The sequence below is a fragment of the Pseudomonas sp. SG20052 genome, from assembly GCF_031766055.1.
In the GTDB taxonomy this organism is placed as follows: domain Bacteria; phylum Pseudomonadota; class Gammaproteobacteria; order Pseudomonadales; family Pseudomonadaceae; genus Aquipseudomonas; species Aquipseudomonas mandelii.
Genome location: NZ_CP134498.1, coordinates 1,269,460 through 1,289,013 on the forward strand (window position 1 = coordinate 1,269,460; position 19,554 = coordinate 1,289,013).

Annotated in this window: 18 protein-coding genes; 14 read left to right on the forward strand and 4 right to left on the reverse strand. The window is 59.4% G+C overall.

Features of this window, described 5'->3' with window-relative positions; genetic code table 11:
- Positions 1–11: 11 nt before the first annotated feature.
- Positions 12–824, reverse strand: a complete 813-nt coding sequence (locus RHP74_RS05635) for an inner membrane protein YpjD (protein ID WP_042932342.1) — start codon at positions 822–824, stop codon at positions 12–14.
- 210 nt (positions 825–1,034) lie between these two features.
- Here RHP74_RS05635 and ffh point away from each other — a divergent pair, with 210 nt between their 5' ends.
- From ffh to RHP74_RS05690, 11 genes are all read left to right on the forward strand, one after another.
- A complete protein-coding gene (ffh, locus tag RHP74_RS05640) occupies positions 1,035–2,411 on the forward strand; it encodes a signal recognition particle protein (protein ID WP_077748289.1) in 1,377 nt (458 codons plus the stop codon).
- A gap of 249 nt (positions 2,412–2,660) precedes the next feature.
- Positions 2,661–2,912 (forward strand): 30S ribosomal protein S16, encoded by a 252-nt coding sequence (gene rpsP, locus RHP74_RS05645; RefSeq protein WP_010463010.1) that lies wholly within the window; start codon positions 2,661–2,663, stop codon positions 2,910–2,912.
- A gap of 5 nt (positions 2,913–2,917) precedes the next feature.
- Positions 2,918–3,454 (forward strand): ribosome maturation factor RimM, encoded by a 537-nt coding sequence (rimM, locus tag RHP74_RS05650; protein ID WP_010463008.1) that lies wholly within the window; start codon positions 2,918–2,920, stop codon positions 3,452–3,454.
- Positions 3,436–4,209 carry a tRNA (guanosine(37)-N1)-methyltransferase TrmD gene (gene trmD / locus RHP74_RS05655; RefSeq protein WP_311098260.1) on the forward strand — a complete coding sequence of 258 codons (774 nt, stop codon included), beginning with the start codon at positions 3,436–3,438 and terminating at the stop codon, positions 4,207–4,209. The genes rimM and trmD overlap by 19 nt, the downstream gene beginning before the upstream one ends.
- Positions 4,210–4,254: 45 nt before the next feature.
- On the forward strand, positions 4,255–4,605 hold the full coding sequence (rplS, locus tag RHP74_RS05660; protein ID WP_003175895.1) for a 50S ribosomal protein L19: 351 nt from the start codon (positions 4,255–4,257) through the stop codon (positions 4,603–4,605).
- 99 nt (positions 4,606–4,704) lie between these two features.
- Complete coding sequence (gene xerD / locus RHP74_RS05665; RefSeq protein WP_154911832.1) at positions 4,705–5,601, forward strand: site-specific tyrosine recombinase XerD; 897 nt, start codon at positions 4,705–4,707, stop codon at positions 5,599–5,601.
- Positions 5,602–5,915: 314 nt separating this feature from the next.
- Positions 5,916–6,647 carry a bifunctional protein-disulfide isomerase/oxidoreductase DsbC gene (dsbC, locus tag RHP74_RS05670; RefSeq protein ID WP_010462985.1) on the forward strand — a complete coding sequence of 244 codons (732 nt, stop codon included), beginning with the start codon at positions 5,916–5,918 and terminating at the stop codon, positions 6,645–6,647.
- Between the two features lie 133 nt (positions 6,648–6,780).
- The gene (locus RHP74_RS05675; protein WP_010462982.1) at positions 6,781–8,085 is read left to right on the forward strand and encodes a homoserine dehydrogenase; all 1,305 of its coding nucleotides are present in this window, start codon (positions 6,781–6,783) and stop codon (positions 8,083–8,085) included.
- Positions 8,086–8,194: 109 nt separating this feature from the next.
- The gene (gene thrC / locus RHP74_RS05680) at positions 8,195–9,604 is read left to right on the forward strand and encodes a threonine synthase (protein WP_010462981.1); all 1,410 of its coding nucleotides are present in this window, start codon (positions 8,195–8,197) and stop codon (positions 9,602–9,604) included.
- A gap of 121 nt (positions 9,605–9,725) precedes the next feature.
- The gene (locus RHP74_RS05685) at positions 9,726–11,081 is read left to right on the forward strand and encodes a transporter substrate-binding domain-containing protein (RefSeq protein WP_077748290.1); all 1,356 of its coding nucleotides are present in this window, start codon (positions 9,726–9,728) and stop codon (positions 11,079–11,081) included.
- Between the two features lie 162 nt (positions 11,082–11,243).
- Complete coding sequence (locus RHP74_RS05690) at positions 11,244–11,531, forward strand: DUF3509 domain-containing protein (protein ID WP_010462977.1); 288 nt, start codon at positions 11,244–11,246, stop codon at positions 11,529–11,531.
- 169 nt (positions 11,532–11,700) lie between these two features.
- Here RHP74_RS05690 and RHP74_RS05695 read toward each other — a convergent pair whose 3' ends face one another.
- Together RHP74_RS05695 and RHP74_RS05700 are read right to left on the reverse strand one after the other, a co-directional pair.
- Positions 11,701–12,660, reverse strand: a complete 960-nt coding sequence (locus RHP74_RS05695) for a TIGR02285 family protein (RefSeq protein WP_311098267.1) — start codon at positions 12,658–12,660, stop codon at positions 11,701–11,703.
- Positions 12,608–13,807: a CaiB/BaiF CoA-transferase family protein gene (locus tag RHP74_RS05700; RefSeq protein WP_311098269.1), complete on the reverse strand. Its 1,200-nt coding sequence runs from the start codon at positions 13,805–13,807 to the stop codon at positions 12,608–12,610. Before RHP74_RS05700 ends, RHP74_RS05695 begins: the two co-directional genes overlap by 53 nt.
- A gap of 147 nt (positions 13,808–13,954) precedes the next feature.
- Here RHP74_RS05700 and RHP74_RS05705 point away from each other — a divergent pair, with 147 nt between their 5' ends.
- The 3 genes from RHP74_RS05705 to RHP74_RS05715 all read left to right on the forward strand — a co-directional run bounded on the left by RHP74_RS05705 (position 13,955) and on the right by RHP74_RS05715 (position 17,647).
- Positions 13,955–14,497 (forward strand): YaeQ family protein, encoded by a 543-nt coding sequence (locus RHP74_RS05705; RefSeq protein ID WP_008151638.1) that lies wholly within the window; start codon positions 13,955–13,957, stop codon positions 14,495–14,497.
- A 66-nt stretch (positions 14,498–14,563) separates the two neighbouring features.
- Entirely contained in the window at positions 14,564–16,273 is a 1,710-nt protein-coding gene (recJ, locus tag RHP74_RS05710) for a single-stranded-DNA-specific exonuclease RecJ (RefSeq protein WP_010462969.1), read from the forward strand.
- Between the two features lie 267 nt (positions 16,274–16,540).
- Positions 16,541–17,647, forward strand: coding sequence for an NADH:flavin oxidoreductase/NADH oxidase (locus RHP74_RS05715; RefSeq protein WP_010462966.1), 1,107 nt, complete (start codon positions 16,541–16,543; stop codon positions 17,645–17,647).
- Positions 17,648–17,828: 181 nt separating this feature from the next.
- On the opposite strand, the gene RHP74_RS05720 is transcribed toward RHP74_RS05715, so the two are convergent.
- A complete protein-coding gene (locus tag RHP74_RS05720) occupies positions 17,829–19,454 on the reverse strand; it encodes a glucan biosynthesis protein D (protein ID WP_010462964.1) in 1,626 nt (541 codons plus the stop codon).
- Positions 19,455–19,554: the final 100 nt, after the last annotated feature.

Below are 19,554 nucleotides of genomic sequence, written 5' to 3' on the forward strand. Positions count from 1 at the left end.
AATGCCGCCCGTCAGATGTGCAGGATGTATTCACGGACCAGCTTACTGCCGAAGTACGCCAGCATCAGCAGGCAGAAACCGGCGAGGGTCCAGCGAATGGCCTTGTGTCCGCGCCAGCCGAGGCGGTTACGTCCCCATAGCAGCACGCTGAAGACGATCCAGGCCAGGCAAGCCAGCAAGGTTTTGTGCACCAGATGCTGGGCAAACAGGTTGTCGACAAACAGCCAGCCAGAGAGCAGCGACAACGACAGCAGGGTCCAGCCGGCCCAGAGGAAGCCGAACAGCAGGCTTTCCATGGTTTGCAGCGGCGGGAAGTTCTTGATCAGGCCCGACGGGTGTTTGTGCTTGAGCTGATGGTCTTGCACCAGCAGCAGCAAGGCTTGAAACATCGCGATGGTGAACATGCCGTAAGCGAGGATCGACAGCAGGATGTGCGCGAGAATGCCCGGCTCTTCGTCGATGACCTGCACCGTGCCGGCAGGGGCGAACTGCGCCAGCAGCACCGTGGCGGCACCGAGCGGGAACAGCAATATAAGCAGGTTCTCCACCGGGATCCGCGAACAGGCCAGCAGGGTCAGGGCGATGACCGCCGCCGCAATCAGGCTGGCGGCGCTGAAAAAGTCCAGGCCCAGGCCGATCGGGGTCAGCAGGTGGGCGAACAGGCTGGCACTGTGAGCCAGCACGGCAAGCACGCCAAGCGTGACCAGCAGGCGTTTGTTCGCCTTGGCACCAGTGGCCAGGCGAGTGCCTTGATAGATAGTCGCAGCGGCATATAAGCAGGCGGCGGCGAGGGTAGTCAGCATACTGGGTGACAAGGGGAGCATAAATCCTGTTAGGCAAGCCCGAAAGGCGCTGAGTTTGGCATAGAACCCCCGCAGCACGAAAGACCATGCAACCTGACGACGAGGTGTCCGCCAGACGCAGTCTTCGCTATAATCCGCGACCTGCCCACGCCGCAGGCTCGCCGAGCACATGTTTATTCCGGTCTGGGCCGCCATTATCCCGGTCTACACAGGGCCTGAAAGGATCGCGCAATGTTTGAAAACTTAACCGACCGTCTCTCGCAGACGCTGCGCCATGTCACCGGCAAGGCCAAGCTGACCGAGGACAACATCAAAGACACCCTGCGCGAGGTGCGCATGGCGTTGCTCGAAGCCGACGTCGCCCTGCCGGTGGTGAAAGACTTCGTCAATTCGGTCAAGGAGCGCGCCGTCGGCACCGAGGTGTCTCGCAGCCTGACGCCGGGCCAGGCCTTCGTGAAGATCGTCCAGGCCGAACTCGAAAGCCTGATGGGCGCCGCCAACGAAGACTTGAACCTGAGCGCCGTTCCACCGGCCGTGGTCCTGATGGCCGGTTTGCAGGGTGCGGGTAAAACCACCACTGCCGGCAAACTCGCGCGTTTCCTTAAGGAGCGCAAGAAGAAGTCGGTCATGGTCGTGTCCGCGGACGTTTACCGTCCGGCGGCGATCAAGCAGCTGGAAATGCTCGCCGGTGAAGTCGGCGTCACCTTCTTCCCGTCCGACCTGAGCCAGAAGCCGGTCGACATCGCGCAAGCGGCTATAAAAGAAGCAAAGCTCAAGTTTATTGATGTGGTCATCGTCGATACCGCCGGTCGTCTGCACATCGACGAAGAGATGATGGGCGAGATCAAGGCCTTGCACGCCGCGATCAACCCGGTCGAAACCCTGTTCGTGGTCGACGCCATGACCGGCCAGGACGCCGCCAACACGGCCAAGGCCTTCGGCGACGCCTTGCCGCTGACCGGTGTGATCCTGACCAAGGTAGACGGCGACGCCCGTGGCGGTGCCGCGCTGTCGGTTCGCGCCATCACCGGCAGGCCGATCAAGTTCATCGGTATGGGCGAGAAGAGCGATGCGCTCGAACCGTTCCACCCTGAGCGTATTGCTTCGCGCATCCTCGGCATGGGCGATGTGCTCAGTCTGATCGAGCAGGCGGAAGCGACCCTCGACAAGGACAAGGCCGACAAACTGGCCAAGAAGCTGAAGAAGGGCAAGGGCTTCGACCTCGAAGACTTCCGCGATCAGCTGCAACAGATGAAGAACATGGGCGGCCTCGGTGGCCTCATGGACAAACTGCCGAACATCGGCGGCGTCAATCTGGCGCAGATGGGCAATGCCCAGGGCGCGGCAGAGAAACAATTCAAGCAGATGGAAGCCATCATCAATTCCATGACCCCGGCCGAGCGCCGCGACCCTGAGCTGATCAGCGGTTCGCGCAAACGCCGGATCGCCATGGGTTCCGGCACCCAGGTGCAGGACATCGGTCGCTTGATCAAGCAGCACAAGCAGATGCAGAAGATGATGAAGAAATTCTCCGCCAAAGGCGGAATGGCCAAAATGATGCGCGGTATGGGCGGAATGTTGCCCGGCGGCGGCATGCCGAAAATGTAAAGAATTCGCGCAAGGGCTTGCTCTTGCGCAGCCCACACGGAAGTGGGATCTCCAGCAAACCCGCACTTGGCGGGAGCTGACTGGCCGTTTTCAACGACGGCTCTATAGCAAATCTTGATGGCGACCGGAAGGCCGCCGGAAAAAGTCATTTGCAAAAGTCCGGATATTCCTTAGAATATGCGGCCTTTCGGGCACCTATGCCCGCTGTGCCTTTAGATTTGCAGCACCGACTACAGGAACGATGTTCACATGCTAACAATCCGTCTTGCCCTTGGCGGCTCCAAAAAGCGCCCGTTTTACCACTTGACCGTAACCGACAGCCGCAACCCGCGCGACGGTTCGCACAAGGAACAGGTTGGTTTCTTCAACCCTGTTGCTCGTGGTCAAGAAGTCCGTCTGTCCGTGAACCAAGAGCGCGTAGCCTACTGGCTGAGCGTTGGTGCACAACCTTCTGAGCGTGTTGCTCAGTTGTTGAAGGATGCATCTAAGGCTGCGGCCTGAGCAATATGAACGCGACGCCTGCCATTGCTGATGATTTGATCGTTATCGGCAAGATTTATTCTGTTCATGGCGTTCGCGGCGAAGTGAAGGTTTATTCCTTTACTGATCCGACTGAAAACCTGTTGCAGTACAAAACCTGGACGCTCAAGCGCGAAGGCAATGTGAAACAGGTCGAGCTGGTCAGCGGACGTGGGAACGACAAGTTCCTGGTCGCAAAGCTCAAGGGTCTTGATGATCGTGAAGAAGCTCGTCTTCTGGCCGGTTATGAGATCTGCGTGCCGCGCAACCTGTTCCCTGAATTGACCGACGGCGAGTACTACTGGTACCAGCTGGAAGGTCTGAAGGTTATTGATCAACTCGGGCAATTGCTCGGGAAAATCGATCATCTTCTGGAAACCGGCGCCAATGATGTAATGGTGGTCAAGCCTTGCGCTGGCAGCCTGGATGATCGCGAACGCCTGTTGCCCTATACGGAGCAATGCGTGTTGGCCGTCGACCTTGCCGCAGGCGAGATGAAGGTGGAATGGGATGCGGACTTCTAAGCGTGGCTAACTTGCGCGTAGAAGTGATCAGTTTGTTTCCCGAGATGTTCTCCGCCATCAGCGAGTACGGCATCACCAGTCGTGCGGTGAAACAGGGGCTGTTGCAGCTCACCTGTTGGAATCCGCGAGACTACACGACGGATCGGCATCACACTGTGGACGATCGCCCATTTGGCGGTGGTCCGGGCATGGTGATGAAGATCAAGCCCCTGGAAGATGCTCTGGTTCAGGCCAAGGCAGCAGCCGGGGAGGCGGCGAAGGTGATTTACCTGTCCCCCCAAGGCCGTCAACTGACTCAGTCGGCGGTACGCGAGTTGGCGAATCTGGATGCATTGATCCTGATTGCCGGCCGCTATGAAGGCATTGACGAGCGTTTTATTGAAGCTCATGTCAATGAAGAGTGGTCGATTGGCGACTATGTACTGTCTGGCGGCGAGCTGCCGGCGATGGTCCTGATCGATGCGGTTACACGACTGCTGCCTGGAGCTTTAGGGCATGCGGACTCCGCCGAGGAAGATTCCTTTACGGATGGTTTGCTGGATTGCCCGCACTACACCCGACCGGAGGTGTATGCGGATCAGCGTGTTCCCGACGTGTTGCTAAGTGGCAATCACGCGCATATCCGGCGTTGGCGTTTACAGCAGTCCCTTGGTAGGACCTTTGAACGACGCGCCGATCTTCTGGAAAGCCGCTCGCTTTCTGGAGAAGAGAAGAAGCTGCTCGAGGAATACATCCGCGAGCGGGACGATAGTTAACAACGTATCGATGGTAGATCCGACGATCTACCTTAGGAGCACAGCATGACTAACAAAATCATCCTTGCACTCGAAGCAGAGCAGATGACCAAAGAGATCCCTACCTTTGCCCCGGGCGACACCATTGTCGTTCAGGTGAAAGTGAAGGAAGGCGACCGTTCGCGTCTGCAAGCGTTCGAAGGTGTTGTTATCGCCAAGCGTAACCGCGGCGTAAACAGTGCTTTCACCGTTCGTAAAATCTCCAACGGTGTTGGCGTAGAGCGTACTTTCCAGACCTACAGCCCGCAAATCGACAGCATGGCCGTTAAACGTCGCGGTGACGTACGTAAAGCCAAGCTGTACTACCTGCGTGACCTGTCCGGTAAAGCAGCTCGCATCAAGGAAAAACTGGCTTAAGTCCAGCTTCCGATGCAGAAAAAAGCAGCCTACGGGCTGCTTTTTTGTTGCCTGCGATTTATCTTTCGTGACCGTACTGTCGGTCTTGCCTGAGCTTATATGCCCGCCATCGATCATCCATTGATAGACCAATTCCTCGACGCGCTGTGGCTGGAAAAAGGTCTTTCCGATAACACTCGCGATGCCTATCGCAGCGACCTGGCCTTGTTCAATGGCTGGTTGCAGGAAAAGGGTCTGGAGCTGATCAGCGCCGGCCGCGAGTTGATCCTCGATCACCTGGCCTGGCGCCTGGAACAAAACTACAAACCCCGTTCAACGGCGCGATTCCTCTCCGGTGTGCGTGGGTTTTATCGTTATCTACTCAGGGAAAAGCTGATCGCGGTCGATCCGACCTTGCGCGTCGATATGCCCCAACTCGGTAGGCCTTTGCCTAAGTCTCTGTCGGAAGCAGACGTGGAAGCGCTGCTGAAGGCGCCGGACTTGAGCGAAGCTATCGGTCAGCGGGACCGCGCCATGCTCGAAGTGCTTTACGCCTGCGGCTTGCGGGTGACGGAGTTGATCAGCCTGACGCTGGAGCAGGTCAATCTGCGTCAAGGCGTGCTGCGGGTCATGGGCAAAGGCAGCAAGGAGCGCCTGGTTCCGATGGGCGAGGAGGCGATTGTCTGGGTTGAGCGATACATGCGCGATGGCCGCCAGGAACTGCTCGGCGGGCGTCCCAGCGATGTCATGTTCCCCAGCCAGCGCGGTGAGCAGATGACTCGCCAGACCTTCTGGCATCGCATCAAGCACCAGGCCAAGGTCGCCGGGATCGGCAAGTCGCTGTCGCCGCATACCTTGCGCCATGCGTTCGCCACGCACCTGCTCAACCACGGCGCGGACCTTCGGGTGGTGCAAATGCTGCTCGGCCACAGCGACCTGTCGACCACCCAGATCTACACCCACGTCGCCCGCGCACGCTTGCAGGACTTGCACGCCAAACACCACCCGCGCGGCTGACGGATGGAACAAATCACCGGTGGCGAGGGCGCTTGCTCCCGCTGGGGCGCGAAGCGATCCCAAAACTATGGACCACGGCTAATCAGGAAAATCGAGGTGCCTGTCTTACGACTGCTGCGCAGTCGAGCGGGAGCAAGCTCCCTCGCCACAACACGTGTTATCAGATACGCACCATTATGTGTGTTGCGTCAGGCGCATTCGGCCACAGGAGCCTTATGTGGTAGGCTTTGCCGGTTTGCACGATGGGCGGTTATGACCCGGTGTTTCGGCACGGGCGTTCTGATCGTCCCATTTGTCCGCCTTCAGGAGTTCTCATGCGTCTGACCCAGATTTTCGCCGCCGCAGCCATTGCGTTGGTCAGTACCTTTGCCGTCGCCGATGACGCGGCCGACAAAGCCATTCGTAAAAGCCTGGAAAATCTCCAGCTGGAAGTACCGGTAGAAAGCATCTCCGCCAGTCCGTTGCCGGGCCTGTATGAAGTCAAACTGCAAGGCAGCCGCGTGCTCTACGCCAGCGCCGACGGCCAATACGTGGTGCAGGGCTACCTGTTCCAGCTCAAGGACGGCAAGCCGGTCAACCTGACCGAGAAGACCGAACGCCTGGGCGTGTCCAAACTGGTCAACGCCATCCCGGTTGCAGAAACCGTGGTCTACCCGGCGATCGGCGAAACCAAATCGCACATCACCGTGTTCACCGACACCACCTGCCCGTACTGCCACAAACTGCATGCCGAAGTGCCTGAGCTGAACAAGCGCGGCATCGAAGTGCGTTACGTCGCGTTCCCGCGCCAGGGCCTGGGCTCGCCGGGTGACGAACAATTGCAAGCGGTCTGGTGCTCGAAAGACAAGAAAGCTGCCATGGACAAAATGGTCGACGGCAAGGAAATCAAGGCCGCCAAGTGCGATAACCCGGTTTCCAAGCAGTTCGCCCTCGGTCAGTCGATCGGCGTGAACGGCACACCGGCCATCGTTTTGGCTGACGGTCAGGTCATTCCGGGCTACCAGCCTGCGCCACAAGTCGCCAAACTGGCGCTGGGCGCGAAATAATTCGCATCGTCACGGCCAGCCTTTGACGATCATGGTCCGGCGGTACCATTTGCCGGGCCATTAATAGAGAGCCGCGAGTATGCGGCTGTTTTCACGGCCGGCCTTGAGTCGGCCGTTTTATGGGGAGTTCACAGTGAAACCGGTCAAAGTAGGCATCTGTGGGTTAGGGACCGTCGGTGGCGGTACCTTCAACGTACTTCAGCGCAACGCCGAGGAAATTGCTCGTCGTGCCGGGCGTGGAATCGAAGTGGCACAAATTGCCATGCGCACGCCAAAGCCTCAGTTCCAAACGACCGGTATTGCGATTACCAACGATGTCTTCGAAGTGGCCACGAACCCTGAGATCGACATCGTTATAGAGCTGATGGGCGGCTACACCGTTGCCCGCGAGCTGGTACTCAAGGCCATCGAGAATGGCAAGCATGTGGTCACCGCGAACAAGGCACTGATCGCCGTTCACGGTAATGAGATTTTCGCCAAGGCACGTGAGAAAGGCGTGATCGTGGCGTTCGAAGCGGCTGTGGCCGGTGGCATTCCGGTGATCAAGGCGATCCGTGAAGGCCTGTCCGCCAACCGCATCAACTGGGTCGCCGGGATCATCAACGGCACCGGCAACTTCATCCTCACCGAAATGCGCGAGAAGGGTCGCACCTTCGAAGACGTACTCGCCGAGGCGCAAGCCCTGGGTTACGCCGAAGCCGATCCGACCTTCGACGTTGAAGGCATCGACGCGGCCCACAAGCTGACGATCCTGGCCTCCATCGCCTTCGGCATCCCGCTGCAGTTCGACAAGGCTTACACCGAAGGCATCACCAAGCTGACCACCGCTGACGTGAACTACGCCGAAGCGCTGGGTTATCGCATCAAGCACCTCGGCGTCGCTCGCAGCACCGCGTCCGGTATCGAGTTGCGCGTGCACCCCACGTTGATCCCGGCCGATCGTCTGATCGCCAACGTCAACGGCGTGATGAACGCAGTGATGGTCAACGGTGATGCGGCCGGTTCGACCCTGTTCTACGGCGCGGGCGCCGGCATGGAGCCGACGGCTTCGTCGGTGATCGCCGACCTGGTGGACGTGGTTCGCGCCATGACCTCCGACCCGGAAAACCGTGTGCCGCACCTGGCCTTCCAGCCGGATTCGTTGTCGGCGCACCCGATCCTGCCGATCGAAGCGTGCGAAAGTGCTTACTACCTGCGCATTCAGGCGAAAGACCATCCGGGCGTACTGGCCCAGGTCGCGAGCATTCTGTCGGAGCGTGGCATCAACATCGAATCGATCATGCAGAAAGAAGTCGAAGAGCATGACGGTCTGGTGCCGATGATCCTGCTGACTCACCGTGTGCTGGAACAGCACATGAACGACGCGATCGCCGCGCTGGAAGCCCTGGCAGGCGTGGTCGGTCCGGTCGTCCGGATCCGCGTCGAGCATCTGAACTAAACAAAAGCAGCGGCAAGCTGCGAGCTTCAAGCGACAAGTCAAAGGCACTCTGGCTTTTACTTGCCGCTTGTAGCTTGAGACTTGAAGCTCAAACCAAAGGTTTGCCCCTATGCGTTATATCAGTACCCGCGGCCAGGCACCGGCCCTGAATTTCGAAGATGTCCTGCTGGCCGGTCTTGCCACCGACGGTGGTCTGTACGTCCCGGAAAACCTGCCACGTTTCACCCAGGAAGAAATCGCTTCCTGGGCTGGCTTGCCGTATCACGAGCTGGCCTTCCGGGTGATGCGCCCGTTCGTTACCGGCAGCATCCCTGATGCCGATTTCAAAAAGATCCTTGAAGAAACCTACGGTGTGTTCTCGCACAGCGCCGTGGCACCGTTGCGTCAGCTGAATGGCAACGAATGGGTGCTCGAGCTGTTCCACGGCCCGACCCTGGCGTTCAAAGACTTCGCCCTGCAACTGCTCGGTCGTCTGCTCGACTACGTGCTGGAAAAACGCGGCGAGCGCGTGGTCATCGTCGGCGCGACCTCCGGTGACACCGGTTCGGCCGCCATCGAAGGCTGCAAGCACTGCGAAAACGTCGACATCTTCATCCTGCACCCGCATAACCGCGTGTCCGAAGTGCAGCGTCGCCAGATGACCACCATCTTCGGCGAGAACATCCATAACATCGCCATCGAAGGCAACTTCGATGACTGCCAGGAAATGGTCAAGGCCAGCTTCGCTGACCAGAGCTTCCTCAAGGGCACGCGTCTGGTGGCGGTGAACTCGATCAACTGGGCGCGGATCATGGCCCAGATCGTTTACTACTTCCACGCAGCCCTGCAGTTGGGCGGCCCGGCGCGCTCGGTATCGTTCTCGGTGCCGACCGGCAACTTCGGCGACATCTTCGCCGGTTACCTGGCACGTAACATGGGCCTGCCGATCAACCAGTTGATCGTCGCCACCAACCGCAATGACATCCTGCACCGCTTCATGAGCGGCAACCAGTACGTCAAGGAAACCCTGCACGCCACGTTGTCGCCGTCGATGGACATCATGGTGTCGTCGAACTTCGAGCGTCTGCTGTTCGATCTGCACGGTCGCAACGGCGCAGCGATTGCCGGTTTGATGGACAGCTTCAAGCAGGGCGGCGGTTTCAGCGTCGAACAGGAACGCTGGACCGAAGCCCGCAAATTGTTCGATTCCCTGGCCGTGGATGACGCGCAAACCTGCGAAACCATTGCCGAAGTCTACGAGCAAACCGGCGAACTGCTGGATCCGCACACCGCCATCGGCGTGAAGGCCGCGCGCGAATGCCGTCGTAGCCTGGATATTCCAATGGTGATCCTCGGCACGGCCCATCCGGTCAAATTCCCGGATGCAGTGGAGAAAGCCGGCGTAGGAAAAGCGCTTGAACTACCTGCACATCTTTCTGATTTGTTCGAGCGAAATGAGCGTTGCACCGTGTTGCCGAATGATTTGAAAGCCGTGCAGGCCTTTGTCAGTCAGCATGGCAACCGCGGCAAGCCGCTGTAACCACTCAAAGCTGTCACATTTTGAAGCCCGTCTCCTGACGGGCTTTCTCATTTCTGCATGCCACACTTGTCGTGTTTTCGCCCCAGAAAGGATGGGCGAGTTGATTGCGAAGGAAGTGGTAATGCGGTTTTTCAGAGGGTTCAAACCAGCCGTGTGCTGGATGTTTTTGATCGGCGTCCTGGGCTTGGATCAAGCAGGGACGGCCGCGCAATTGGCGACGCCCGAGTCCAGGGGGGCGGGCGTCGGCGCAATCATCGAGCTGGATGCTCAGGAACTGAGGTGGGTTGCCGAGCATCCGCAAGTCATCGTCTCGTCGGTGCAATACCCGCTTTATCTGTTCAAGGATGAACACGGTCAGTGGAGCGGTCTGAACAACGATCTGCTCAATCGCATCAGTGCCATGACGGGTTTGCAGTTTGTTCACGAGGAGTCGTTTTCCACCGACCAACTGCTTGGGCGTCTGGAAAGTGCCGAGGCGGACATGAGCACAACGCTGGCGATGAATGACGAGCGAAAGGCGTTCCTGGATTTCAGTCATGCGTTCGGTGGCGCTGGATGGGTGTTTGTCGGACGGGCAGACGCACCGGTCGTGCACTCCTTGGCGCAGTTGGCGAAAAGAGTGCTGGTGTTGCCGGCCCGGCACGCACTCGAAGGCACGATTCGCCGCGACTACCCGGCGATAGAGTTGCGCACGGTCAAGACTTACGCCGAGGCCAGGGCGCTGGTTGAAAGTGGTGAAGCCTTTGCCACCATCGAAAATGAAATCGGGGCGCAGCTCTATCCGTTGGGGCAACTCAAGGTCGGCCGGGCCGTGGAGGGCAAGTGGGAGGCTGATCACCTCGCGGTACGCAAAGGCCAGTCGCCGCTGCTGAGCATTCTCAACAAGGCGCTTGAGGCCTTTCCTGCGGCCGACTTGCGTGCCATTCGCCTGAAATGGCTCAGCGGTATCGCGCCCGTCGAGTCGCCTTCTCGCTGGCGGCAGCTGACTCACTGGTTTTGCTGGGGCATGTTTATCGTCAGCCTGTTCGGTCTGCTTTCCTTGCTCTGGAATCGCAGGCTCGCGGCACTGATCAAGCAGCGCGCAGACGCTGAGAAGGGGCTGGGCGATCAGCTTGCGTTCCAGCATGCGTTGATCGACGCCATGCCCGATCCGATGTTTGTTCGTGATCTGCAAGGGCGTTTGATCATGTGCAACAAAAGTTATGAGGAGAGCCTCTGCACCCGTTTTGACCAGGTTCAAGGGCGACGGCTGGTTGAGCTCGATGTCCTGCCGGCGGAAACCGCAGCGCTGCTGCATGCCGAATTCATGGCGCAGATGGAGACTCGAAAGCCACGCTTCAGTGAACGTCAATTGCTGTTCAACAACGGGGTCAGGGACATCTACCAATGGACGGTGCCGTTCTACAGCGTCGACGGCCAATTGCGAGGGTTGCTGGGGGGATGGACTGATATCGGTCACCGGACAAGGCACCTGTGAACAGGCTGTTTTTTCCCTGTCATCTTTTCCGTGCATGCTCTATCGACCAGGGACGCCGACGCGTCTGCACCTGGAATCCAGAACTTTCTTCTCGGGTCGGTGGTCATTTACTGTGAACACACCCCAGGCACTTTGTTTTCGGACTATTGAGTGGTGATCGAGATGGAAAGTATCAGTCTATTGCTCGGTGAGGCTCTGAGCCCGTATCAGGTCAAGCTGACCCCGTCGGGCGCCCATGGCGAATGCCTGGTGACACTGAAGAATGCGACCGGCGCGATCGTGGTCGAACGGGCGTTCAATCAAGCCCAGTTAACCGATTACCGTCTGCTGACGGATGTCGTCGACGGCTTGCACCGCGACGTGCTGATTGCCGAAGGACGGCTGGAACCCTGCGTCATCGCGGCGCTGCGCAATGCGGCTCAGGATAAGGTCCTGGCCAGTCGAAATTGAATTGTTCTTTTGTGGGAACCTTCCTGCGCTCAGGTCGTCAGACCATGTAACAGCAGGATCAAGCATTGTGCTCCGGTGCTTGTAGCTTGCTGCCACTGGTCTTTATGTAGGCCACGTTTAACCCCGAGTCGTCTCCCCACTTCTCGGGGTTTCTTTTGCCTGCGATTTGTCATTGCCCAGCCTGATTCTCGAAAAAGGCTTTGGCTTCTTTCAGGTAGTCGTTGCGTCTTTCTGGGTCCAGCCACTCAGCGTACAGCTGGTCCAGTCGCTCATGGGGCAGGGTGCGTAACAGTTCATTGATCTCTTGGATGGCCTTGCGGCCCTGGACTGTACCGGAGCAGCCAATGTGCCCCGACAGGTATTTGCCCGTGCCCTTCACCGGGTAAAATTCCAGCTGATCGTCGGCGATGTGCTCTCGATTAGCCTGATAGCGAATTTCCGGCCAGTACCCCAGAACCATTTGCAAACGGCCCAGGCGCTGCATCTGCAACAGGCTGGCAAGGGCATCGTTACCGTAATGGGGAGCCAGTGCGTCCGGTGGCGCCAGTTTCAGCAGCGTGTCGAGGACTTGGCCGTAACTGCGCTCGGCGACGACCCCGATTTTCTTTTGGCCACTGGCCAGCAGAGCCGCAAGATCGACTTCGCCGTCGATCAGAAAAGGATCCAGCTGCGCGCGGTCTTCCCGGCGGACGACAAGTCCATTGCTCACCGCGCGGAAGGCCGGAATGGAGAACGCAATCCATTGTTCGCGCTCTTTGGTCCAGACCAGTGACGGATCGCAGGTAAACGATTCTTCGCGGAGCATTTGCGTGGCGCGGGCCCGGTTGACTCGCATCAGGGTGTGCTCGTATTGCGGCATCCCGGCTATCAACAGCGGCAGGATCTGATCGACAATCCCCTGACCTTTTTTCGGACCTTCAAAGATCATCGTGGGTGGCAAGTCGCGGAGTAACCAGTTCAGCGTCGCTTTGGGTTGTGCCCAAACGGGTGTCGCCAGCGCGGCCAATAGCCCCAATACCGCCGCTGTACGCCAGTTGCGGGTGTTGTGAGTGGCTGTTGAAAGCAGGCGTTTCAGCTTAGATGGCCCCGTCTTCGCGCAGCTTGGCAATCTGTTGCGGGTCGTAACCAAGATCGTTGAGTACCTGCGCGTTGTGCTCGCCTAACTGCGGCCCGACCCATGCGCAATCGCCGGGTGTCTCAGAGAGTTTCGGCACAATCCCCGGCATCTTGAAGTCTTTGCCGTCCGGCAGCTTGGCCTGCAGGAACATTTCCCGGGCCAGATACTGCGGATCACTGAACATATCTTCGGCGCTGAAGATCCGACTGACAGGCACATCGGCCTGATTCAGCTGCGTGAGCACGGTGTCCAGCGGCTGCGAATTGACCCAGCGATCGATCACCCCGTAAATCTCGTCACGGCGGCTGTCGCGGCCATCATTGCTGGCCAGCGCCGGGTCGTTGGCCAGGTCTTCGCGACCGATGACCAGCATGAAGCGTTTGAAGATTGCATCGCCATTGGCGCCTATCTGCACATGCTTGCCGTCGGCGCTGGTGTGGATCGAGGAGGGCGTGATGCCTGGCATGATGTTGCCGGTGCGCTCGCGAATGAAACCGAACACATCGAACTCCGGCACCATGCTTTCCATCATGGCGAAGATTGCTTCATACAGCGCCACGTCCACCACCTGGCCCTGGCCACCGTTGACCTCGCGGTGACGCAACGCCATCAGTGCGCCAATCACACCCCATAGCGCGGCAATCGAGTCACCGATGGAAATCCCGGTGCGCACCGGTGGCCGGTCTTCGAAACCGGTGATGTAGCGCAGGCCACCCATGGATTCACCAACGGCGCCAAAACCGGGTTGATCCTTCATGGGCCCGGTCTGGCCGAAGCCCGACAGCCGTACCATCACCAGTTTCGGGTTGAGGGCGTGCAAGACGTCCCAGCCCAGGCCGAGTTTTTCCAACACGCCAGGGCGAAAATTCTCGATCAGGATGTCCGCTTCGCCCAGCAGCTTTTTCAGGATTGCCAAACCGTCAGGATGTTTAAGGTTCAGGGTCAGGGACTTTTTGTTGCGGGCCTGGACGAACCACCACAGCGAGGTGCCTTCGTAGAGTTTTCGCCATTTGCGTAGCGGATCACCGCCGTCGGGGGATTCGATCTTGATTATTTCGGCGCCGAATTCACCGCAAATACGCGAGGCAAACGGGCCGGCGATCAAGGTGCCCAATTCGATGACTTTCAGACCTGAGAGCGGTTTGGCGGTGAGCGGCATGCTGGATCCTGTAGGACAAAGGCTGAGCGGATATAGCCTTTTAACATAGCCCAACGTCAGACGACCAAGGTTGATCGCCTTCTATTCGTTGATTGCCTACTGCATCGGTTAGACTTGCCGCCTTTCCTCGTATCAAGAAGCCCGTTCATGGCCCAGCCGTCCACGACCTACAAGTTTGAACTGAACCTCACCGACCTCGACCGCAGCGTCTACGAGAGCGTGAAGCAGACCATCGCCCGTCACCCTTCGGAAACCGAAGAGCGCATGACCGTGCGGCTGCTGGCCTACGCCTTCTGGTACAACGAGCAACTGTCGTTCGGTCGCGGTCTGTCAGACGTGGATGAACCGGCCCTGTGGGAAAAGAGCCTGGACGACCGTGTCCTACACTGGATCGAAGTCGGCCAGCCGGACGCCGATCGCCTGACCTGGTGCTCGCGCCGTACCGAGCGCACCAGCCTGTTGGCTTACGGCAGTCTGCGCGTCTGGGAAACCAAAGTGATCCCCGCGATCAAGAACCTGAAAAACGTGCACATCGCAGCCGTGCCTCAGGACGTCCTGGAAACCCTGGCCAAAGACATGCCCCGCGTTATCAAGTGGGACGTGATGATCAGCGAAGGGACGATTTTCGTCACCGACGACCGGGGTCAGCATGAAGTCCAGTTGCAGTGGCTGAGCGGCGAGCGCGGCTGATTTTTCGCCGTTTGTCCGTTTGATCCGGTTTTATCCTACGTATTCAAGAGAAGCACCTGTCACCCCATGCGCATCGAACCTCGCCTGTTGCCCGACACCCTGCCATTCCTCGGCGATCTGCCGCCGCTGCTGACGCGTCTTTACGCGGCGCGGGGCGTGCAATCCGAGGCGGAACTGGACAAGAGCCTGGCGCGGTTGATCCCGTTCCAGCAGCTCAAGGGCATGGATGCGGCGGTGGATTTGCTGGTCACGGCGTTGGAACAGCGCCAGCGGATTCTGATTGTCGGCGACTTCGACGCCGATGGCGCGACCGCCAGTACCGTGGGCGTGTTGGGTTTGCGGCTGCTGGGCGCGGCACATGTCGATTATCTGGTGCCGAACCGCTTCGAGTATGGCTATGGCCTGACCCCGGAAATCGTTGAGGTGGCGCTGACGCGCACGCCGCAGTTGCTGATTACGGTGGACAACGGCATCTCCAGCGTCGAAGGCGTGGCGGCAGCGAAAAAGGCAGGCCTGAACGTGCTGGTCACCGACCACCACTTGCCCGGCGACGAACTGCCGTTAGCCGATGCCATCGTCAATCCGAACCAGCCGGGTTGCGAATTTCCGAGCAAGGCACTGGCCGGCGTCGGGGTGATTTTCTATGTATTGATGGCCCTGCGCGCACGCTTGCGTAGCCTCGGCTGGTACGCGAGCACGCCGCAGCCGAACATTGGCGAGCTGCTGGACCTGGTGGCGCTGGGGAGCGTCGCCGACGTGGTGCCGCTGGATGCCAACAATCGGATTCTGGTGCACCAGGGCCTGGAGCGGATTCGCGCCGGCCGCGCCCGTCCGGGCATCAAGGCGATTCTTGAAGTCGCCAAGCGCGAACCGGCACGCATCACCTCGACCGACCTGGGCTTCATTGTCGGCCCGCGCCTGAATGCGGCGGGGCGCCTGGATGACATGAGCCTGGGCATTGAATGCCTGATCACCGACGACGCCGGGTTGGCGCGGGAAATGGCCGTGCAGCTTGACGGCATGAACCAGGACCGCAAATCCATCGAGCAGGGCATGCAGCGTGAAGCGCTGGCTCAGCTCAAGGATTTGCCGGTCGAATCGATGCCGTTTGGCCTGTGCCTGTTTGATCCCGAGTGGCACCAGGGCGTCATCGGCATCCTCGCTTCGCGTATGAAAGAGCGCTATTTCCGTCCGACCATTGCCTTTGCCGATGCTGGCGATGGTTTGCTCAAAGGGTCGGGGCGTTCGGTTCAGGGCTTTCATATTCGTGACGCCTTGAGTGTGGTGGCCGCGCAGCATCCGAACCTGATCAGCAAGTACGGCGGCCACGCCATGGCGGCCGGTCTGACCTTGCCGGAAGCAAATTTTCCGTTGTTCGCCGAGGCCTTTGACGCTGAAGTGCGCCGGCAATTGCGCGAAGAAGACCTGACCGGGCGTCTGCTGTCGGACGGGGTTTTGGCGGTCGAAGAATTCCATCTCGAACTGGCCCGTGCGCTACGCCATGCCGGACCTTGGGGGCAGCACTTCCCTGAACCTTTGTTTCATGGCGTGTTTCAGTTGGTTGAGCAGCGCGTCGTCGGCGAGCGACACCTCAAAGTGGTGCTCAGAAGCGAATGTGGCTCGGTGAAGCTCGATGGCATTGCCTTCGGCATCGACCGCGACATTTGGCCGAATCCGACCATCAAGTGGGTGGAATTGGCCTACAAACTCGACCTCAACGAGTTTCGCGGGAACGAGACGGTGCAGCTGATGATTGCCCACATCGAACCGCGTTGAGCCCTTCGCGAGCAGGCTCACTCCTACAGGATTTGCACAAAACCTGTGAGAGCGAGCCTGTTCGCGATAGCGATCTTTCTGACACCGAATCCCTCGGAACCCTCCCTCATCCCCCGATGTCGACTAGGCTCTAAGCACTGCTTGATTATCCTTGTGACGTCTTGTCCAATTTTTGCCCGCGGGGGCGGGTGCTGCGCCTTTTTCCTGTCACTCGTCGACTTTTCAAACAGAACCCTGGAGCCTGCCCACTGATTCGAGAGGTGCCCCATGAGTCTGCTGCTTGAACCCTATACCCTTCGTCAATTGACCCTGCTCAACCGCATTGCCGTATCACCGATGTGCCAGTACTCCAGCGTCGATGGGCTGGCCAATGACTGGCACCTGGTCCACCTCGGCAGCCGCGCCGTCGGCGGGGCCGGCCTGATTTTTACTGAAGCCACGGCGGTCACGGCCGACGGGCGCATCACCGCCGAGGACCTCGGCTTGTGGAATGACGAACAAATCGAACCCCTGCAACGCATCACGCGCTTCATCGCCGCTCAGGGCGCGGTGGCCGGTATTCAACTGGCGCACGCCGGGCGCAAGGCCAGCACCCATCGGCCGTGGATCGGCAAGCATGGCAGCGTCAAACCCGAAGACGGCGGCTGGGTGCCGGTAGGGCCGTCGCCGATTGCGTTCGACCCGCAGCACACACATCCCAAGCAGCTGGATGAAAGCGAGATTGCTGAGGTCATTCAGGCCTTTGTCGCCTCAGCCAAACGAGCGCTGACTGCCGGTTTCAAAGTGGTCGAAGTCCATGCCGCTCACGGTTACCTGCTGCATCAGTTTCTTTCGCCCCTGAGCAATCAGCGACGCGATCAATATGGCGGTTCGTTCGAGAACCGGATTCGGCTGGTGCTGCAAGTCACCGAGGCGGTGCGTGCGGTCTGGCCTGAGGAGTTGCCGGTGTTTGTGCGAGTGTCTGCCACCGATTGGGTGGAAGACGGCTGGAACCCTGATGAAACAGTGGAGTTGGCGCGGCGCCTGAAAGATCTGGGTGTGGACCTGATCGACGTCTCGTCGGGGGGGACGGCGGCCAACGCCGAAATTCCTACAGGGCCGGGTTACCAGACCCGCTTTGCCGAACGGGTGCGCAAGGAGTCAGGCATCGCCACCGGCACGGTAGGAATGATTACCGAACCGGCCCAGGCCGAACACATCTTGCGTACCTGCCAGGCGGACATCATCTTCCTTGCGCGGGAACTGTTGCGCGATCCGTATTGGCCGCTGCATGCCGATGATGATCTGGGCGGTCGCAAGGCGATCTGGCCGGCGCAGTATCAGCGGGCGACGCATCGGGATCAGCCGATTCATGAGTCGGATTTGCGTGACTGAATTCGGCTGTAAAAGCAAAAAGCCCCGATCGCTGTGATCGGGGCTTTTGTGTTTCTGGGCCGAAACATTTGTCGTCTGTCAGGCCGTCTTCGCGGGCAAGCCTCGCTCCTACAGTTGATCGCATGCCTTGGTAGGAGCGAGGCTTGCCCGCGAAGAGGCCGGCCCAGACAACCTATTGCTCTCAGGTGTACTTACGCTTATCCGGCGCTGGCGGGAAATACTGGTACAACCAGGTCTCACTCAACGTCCGGTCATTAGTGCGAATGAACAACCGCAGCTCAACCGGCGCCACGCTGTCATTGGTCGGGTACCAATCGAAGGTAATCCGATAGCCCTTGATGTCATCCAGCACCAGCACGTTGAAGTCCTTCACCTCGCCGTTCGAGCAGGTCACCACGGGCTCGATCCCCGCGCCTTCCGGCAAGCGATCCAGACCGCCACCGGTGAAGTCCACGGCAAAGCGTCGCGCCCAGACTTCCGGGTAATGCTCGCCCGGTGCCCAGCCTTCGATAAACCCGCCCATGCCCGAACGGGTCGCATTGACCCGCGCCAGCGGCGTGCTCACCGGTGGCAGGGCGCTCCAGTAGAGCTTGTAGCCGTAGTTCAGGGAATCACCGGCCGCGACCGGCTTCTTCGGGGTCCAGAACGCGACGATGTTATCGAGGGTTTCGCCGGTTGTAGGAATTTCCAACAGATCGATAGAGCCTTCGCCCCACGCGGTCGTAGGTTCTACCCACAGGCTTGGACGCTTGCTGTACCAGTCAACGGTGTCCTGATAGTTGGCGAACTCGTGATCGGTCTGCACCAGGCCGAAACCTTTCGGGTCGGTGTCGGCGAAGGCGTTGAACTGCAGGGTCGCCGGGTTGTTCAGCGGGCGGCAGATCCACTCGCCGTTGCCGCGCCACATGGCCAGGCGATCCGAGTCGTGAATCTGTGGGTGAATGGTGTCGCACATCCGGCGCTCGTGGGTGCCGCAGCTGAACATGCTGGTCATCGGTGCGATGCCCAGTTGTTCGATGGCGGTGCGCGCGTTGATGTGGGCGTCAATCTCCATCACCACGCGTTCGGCCTGGCAATCGATGTCAAATCGATAGGCGCCAGTGGCGCTCGGCGAATCCAGCAGCGCGTAGACCACAAAGCGGGTGCTGTCCTTGCCCGGCGTCTCGAACCAGAACTTGGTGAAGTCCGGGAATTCCTCACGCTTCTTGGCGTAGGTATCGACGGCCAGGCCGCGGGCCGACAGACCGTACTGGCCAGTGGCGTCTACCGCACGGAAATAACTGGCGCCGAGGAAGGACAACACATCGTGCCTGTCCAGTTCCGGGGCCTTGAACAGCTTGAACCCGGAAAACCCCAGGTCGCCGGTGAGCTGCTTGGTGTCGACCGTGGTTTTTTCATAGTTGAACAGGGAAGGGCGGAAATGCACTTCCCGGGCCTGGCGGGTCTTGGGATCGACGCTGTACATGCGCACCGGCTGCTTGAAGCCCATACCGACGTGGAAAAACTGCACGTCCAGCTGACCGTTCAAGTCTTTCCACAACGAGTGGTTGCCGTCGTAGCGGATCGCGTTGAAATTCTGCGGCGTCATGGTCGCCAGCGTCGGCGGCAGCACCTGCTTGGTGTCCTGATAGCGATTGCCGGCGAGTTGCTTGGCCTGAATCTTCAGCGTCTCGAAATCGAATGCCTGGGCTGCGCCATCAGCGGTGCCGCTGGCCGCCCAGGCACGGGAGGCGAGCAGGCCGGTGGCCGACAAACCGGTGTAGGCAGCGATGGCCATGGACGCTTTGAGCAAATTCCTGCGATGCATAAGTACAACCTGTCGTGAACAATCCCGCGCCGTTCCTGGCACGTGCTGGATCAAAAATATCGGTTCGGACATGCCTTCGGCCAAACGCAACGGACTTTAA

What these genes read in the sequence shown, in the direction of transcription:
- RHP74_RS05635 (WP_042932342.1), bottom strand. Translation starts at nt 824, where the DNA reads ATGCTCCCCTTGTCACCCAGTATGCTGACTACCCTCGCCGCCGCCTGC.
- ffh (WP_077748289.1), top strand. Translation starts at nt 1,035, where the DNA reads ATGTTTGAAAACTTAACCGACCGTCTCTCGCAGACGCTGCGCCATGTC.
- rpsP (WP_010463010.1), top strand. Translation starts at nt 2,661, where the DNA reads ATGCTAACAATCCGTCTTGCCCTTGGCGGCTCCAAAAAGCGCCCGTTT.
- rimM (WP_010463008.1), top strand. Translation starts at nt 2,918, where the DNA reads ATGAACGCGACGCCTGCCATTGCTGATGATTTGATCGTTATCGGCAAG.
- trmD (WP_311098260.1), top strand. Translation starts at nt 3,436, where the DNA reads ATGGGATGCGGACTTCTAAGCGTGGCTAACTTGCGCGTAGAAGTGATC.
- rplS (WP_003175895.1), top strand. Translation starts at nt 4,255, where the DNA reads ATGACTAACAAAATCATCCTTGCACTCGAAGCAGAGCAGATGACCAAA.
- xerD (WP_154911832.1), top strand. Translation starts at nt 4,705, where the DNA reads ATGCCCGCCATCGATCATCCATTGATAGACCAATTCCTCGACGCGCTG.
- dsbC (WP_010462985.1), top strand. Translation starts at nt 5,916, where the DNA reads ATGCGTCTGACCCAGATTTTCGCCGCCGCAGCCATTGCGTTGGTCAGT.
- thrC (WP_010462981.1), top strand. Translation starts at nt 8,195, where the DNA reads ATGCGTTATATCAGTACCCGCGGCCAGGCACCGGCCCTGAATTTCGAA.
- RHP74_RS05685 (WP_077748290.1), top strand. Translation starts at nt 9,726, where the DNA reads ATGCGGTTTTTCAGAGGGTTCAAACCAGCCGTGTGCTGGATGTTTTTG.
- RHP74_RS05690 (WP_010462977.1), top strand. Translation starts at nt 11,244, where the DNA reads ATGGAAAGTATCAGTCTATTGCTCGGTGAGGCTCTGAGCCCGTATCAG.
- RHP74_RS05700 (WP_311098269.1), bottom strand. Translation starts at nt 13,807, where the DNA reads ATGCCGCTCACCGCCAAACCGCTCTCAGGTCTGAAAGTCATCGAATTG.
- RHP74_RS05705 (WP_008151638.1), top strand. Translation starts at nt 13,955, where the DNA reads ATGGCCCAGCCGTCCACGACCTACAAGTTTGAACTGAACCTCACCGAC.
- recJ (WP_010462969.1), top strand. Translation starts at nt 14,564, where the DNA reads ATGCGCATCGAACCTCGCCTGTTGCCCGACACCCTGCCATTCCTCGGC.
- RHP74_RS05715 (WP_010462966.1), top strand. Translation starts at nt 16,541, where the DNA reads ATGAGTCTGCTGCTTGAACCCTATACCCTTCGTCAATTGACCCTGCTC.
- RHP74_RS05720 (WP_010462964.1), bottom strand. Translation starts at nt 19,454, where the DNA reads ATGCATCGCAGGAATTTGCTCAAAGCGTCCATGGCCATCGCTGCCTAC.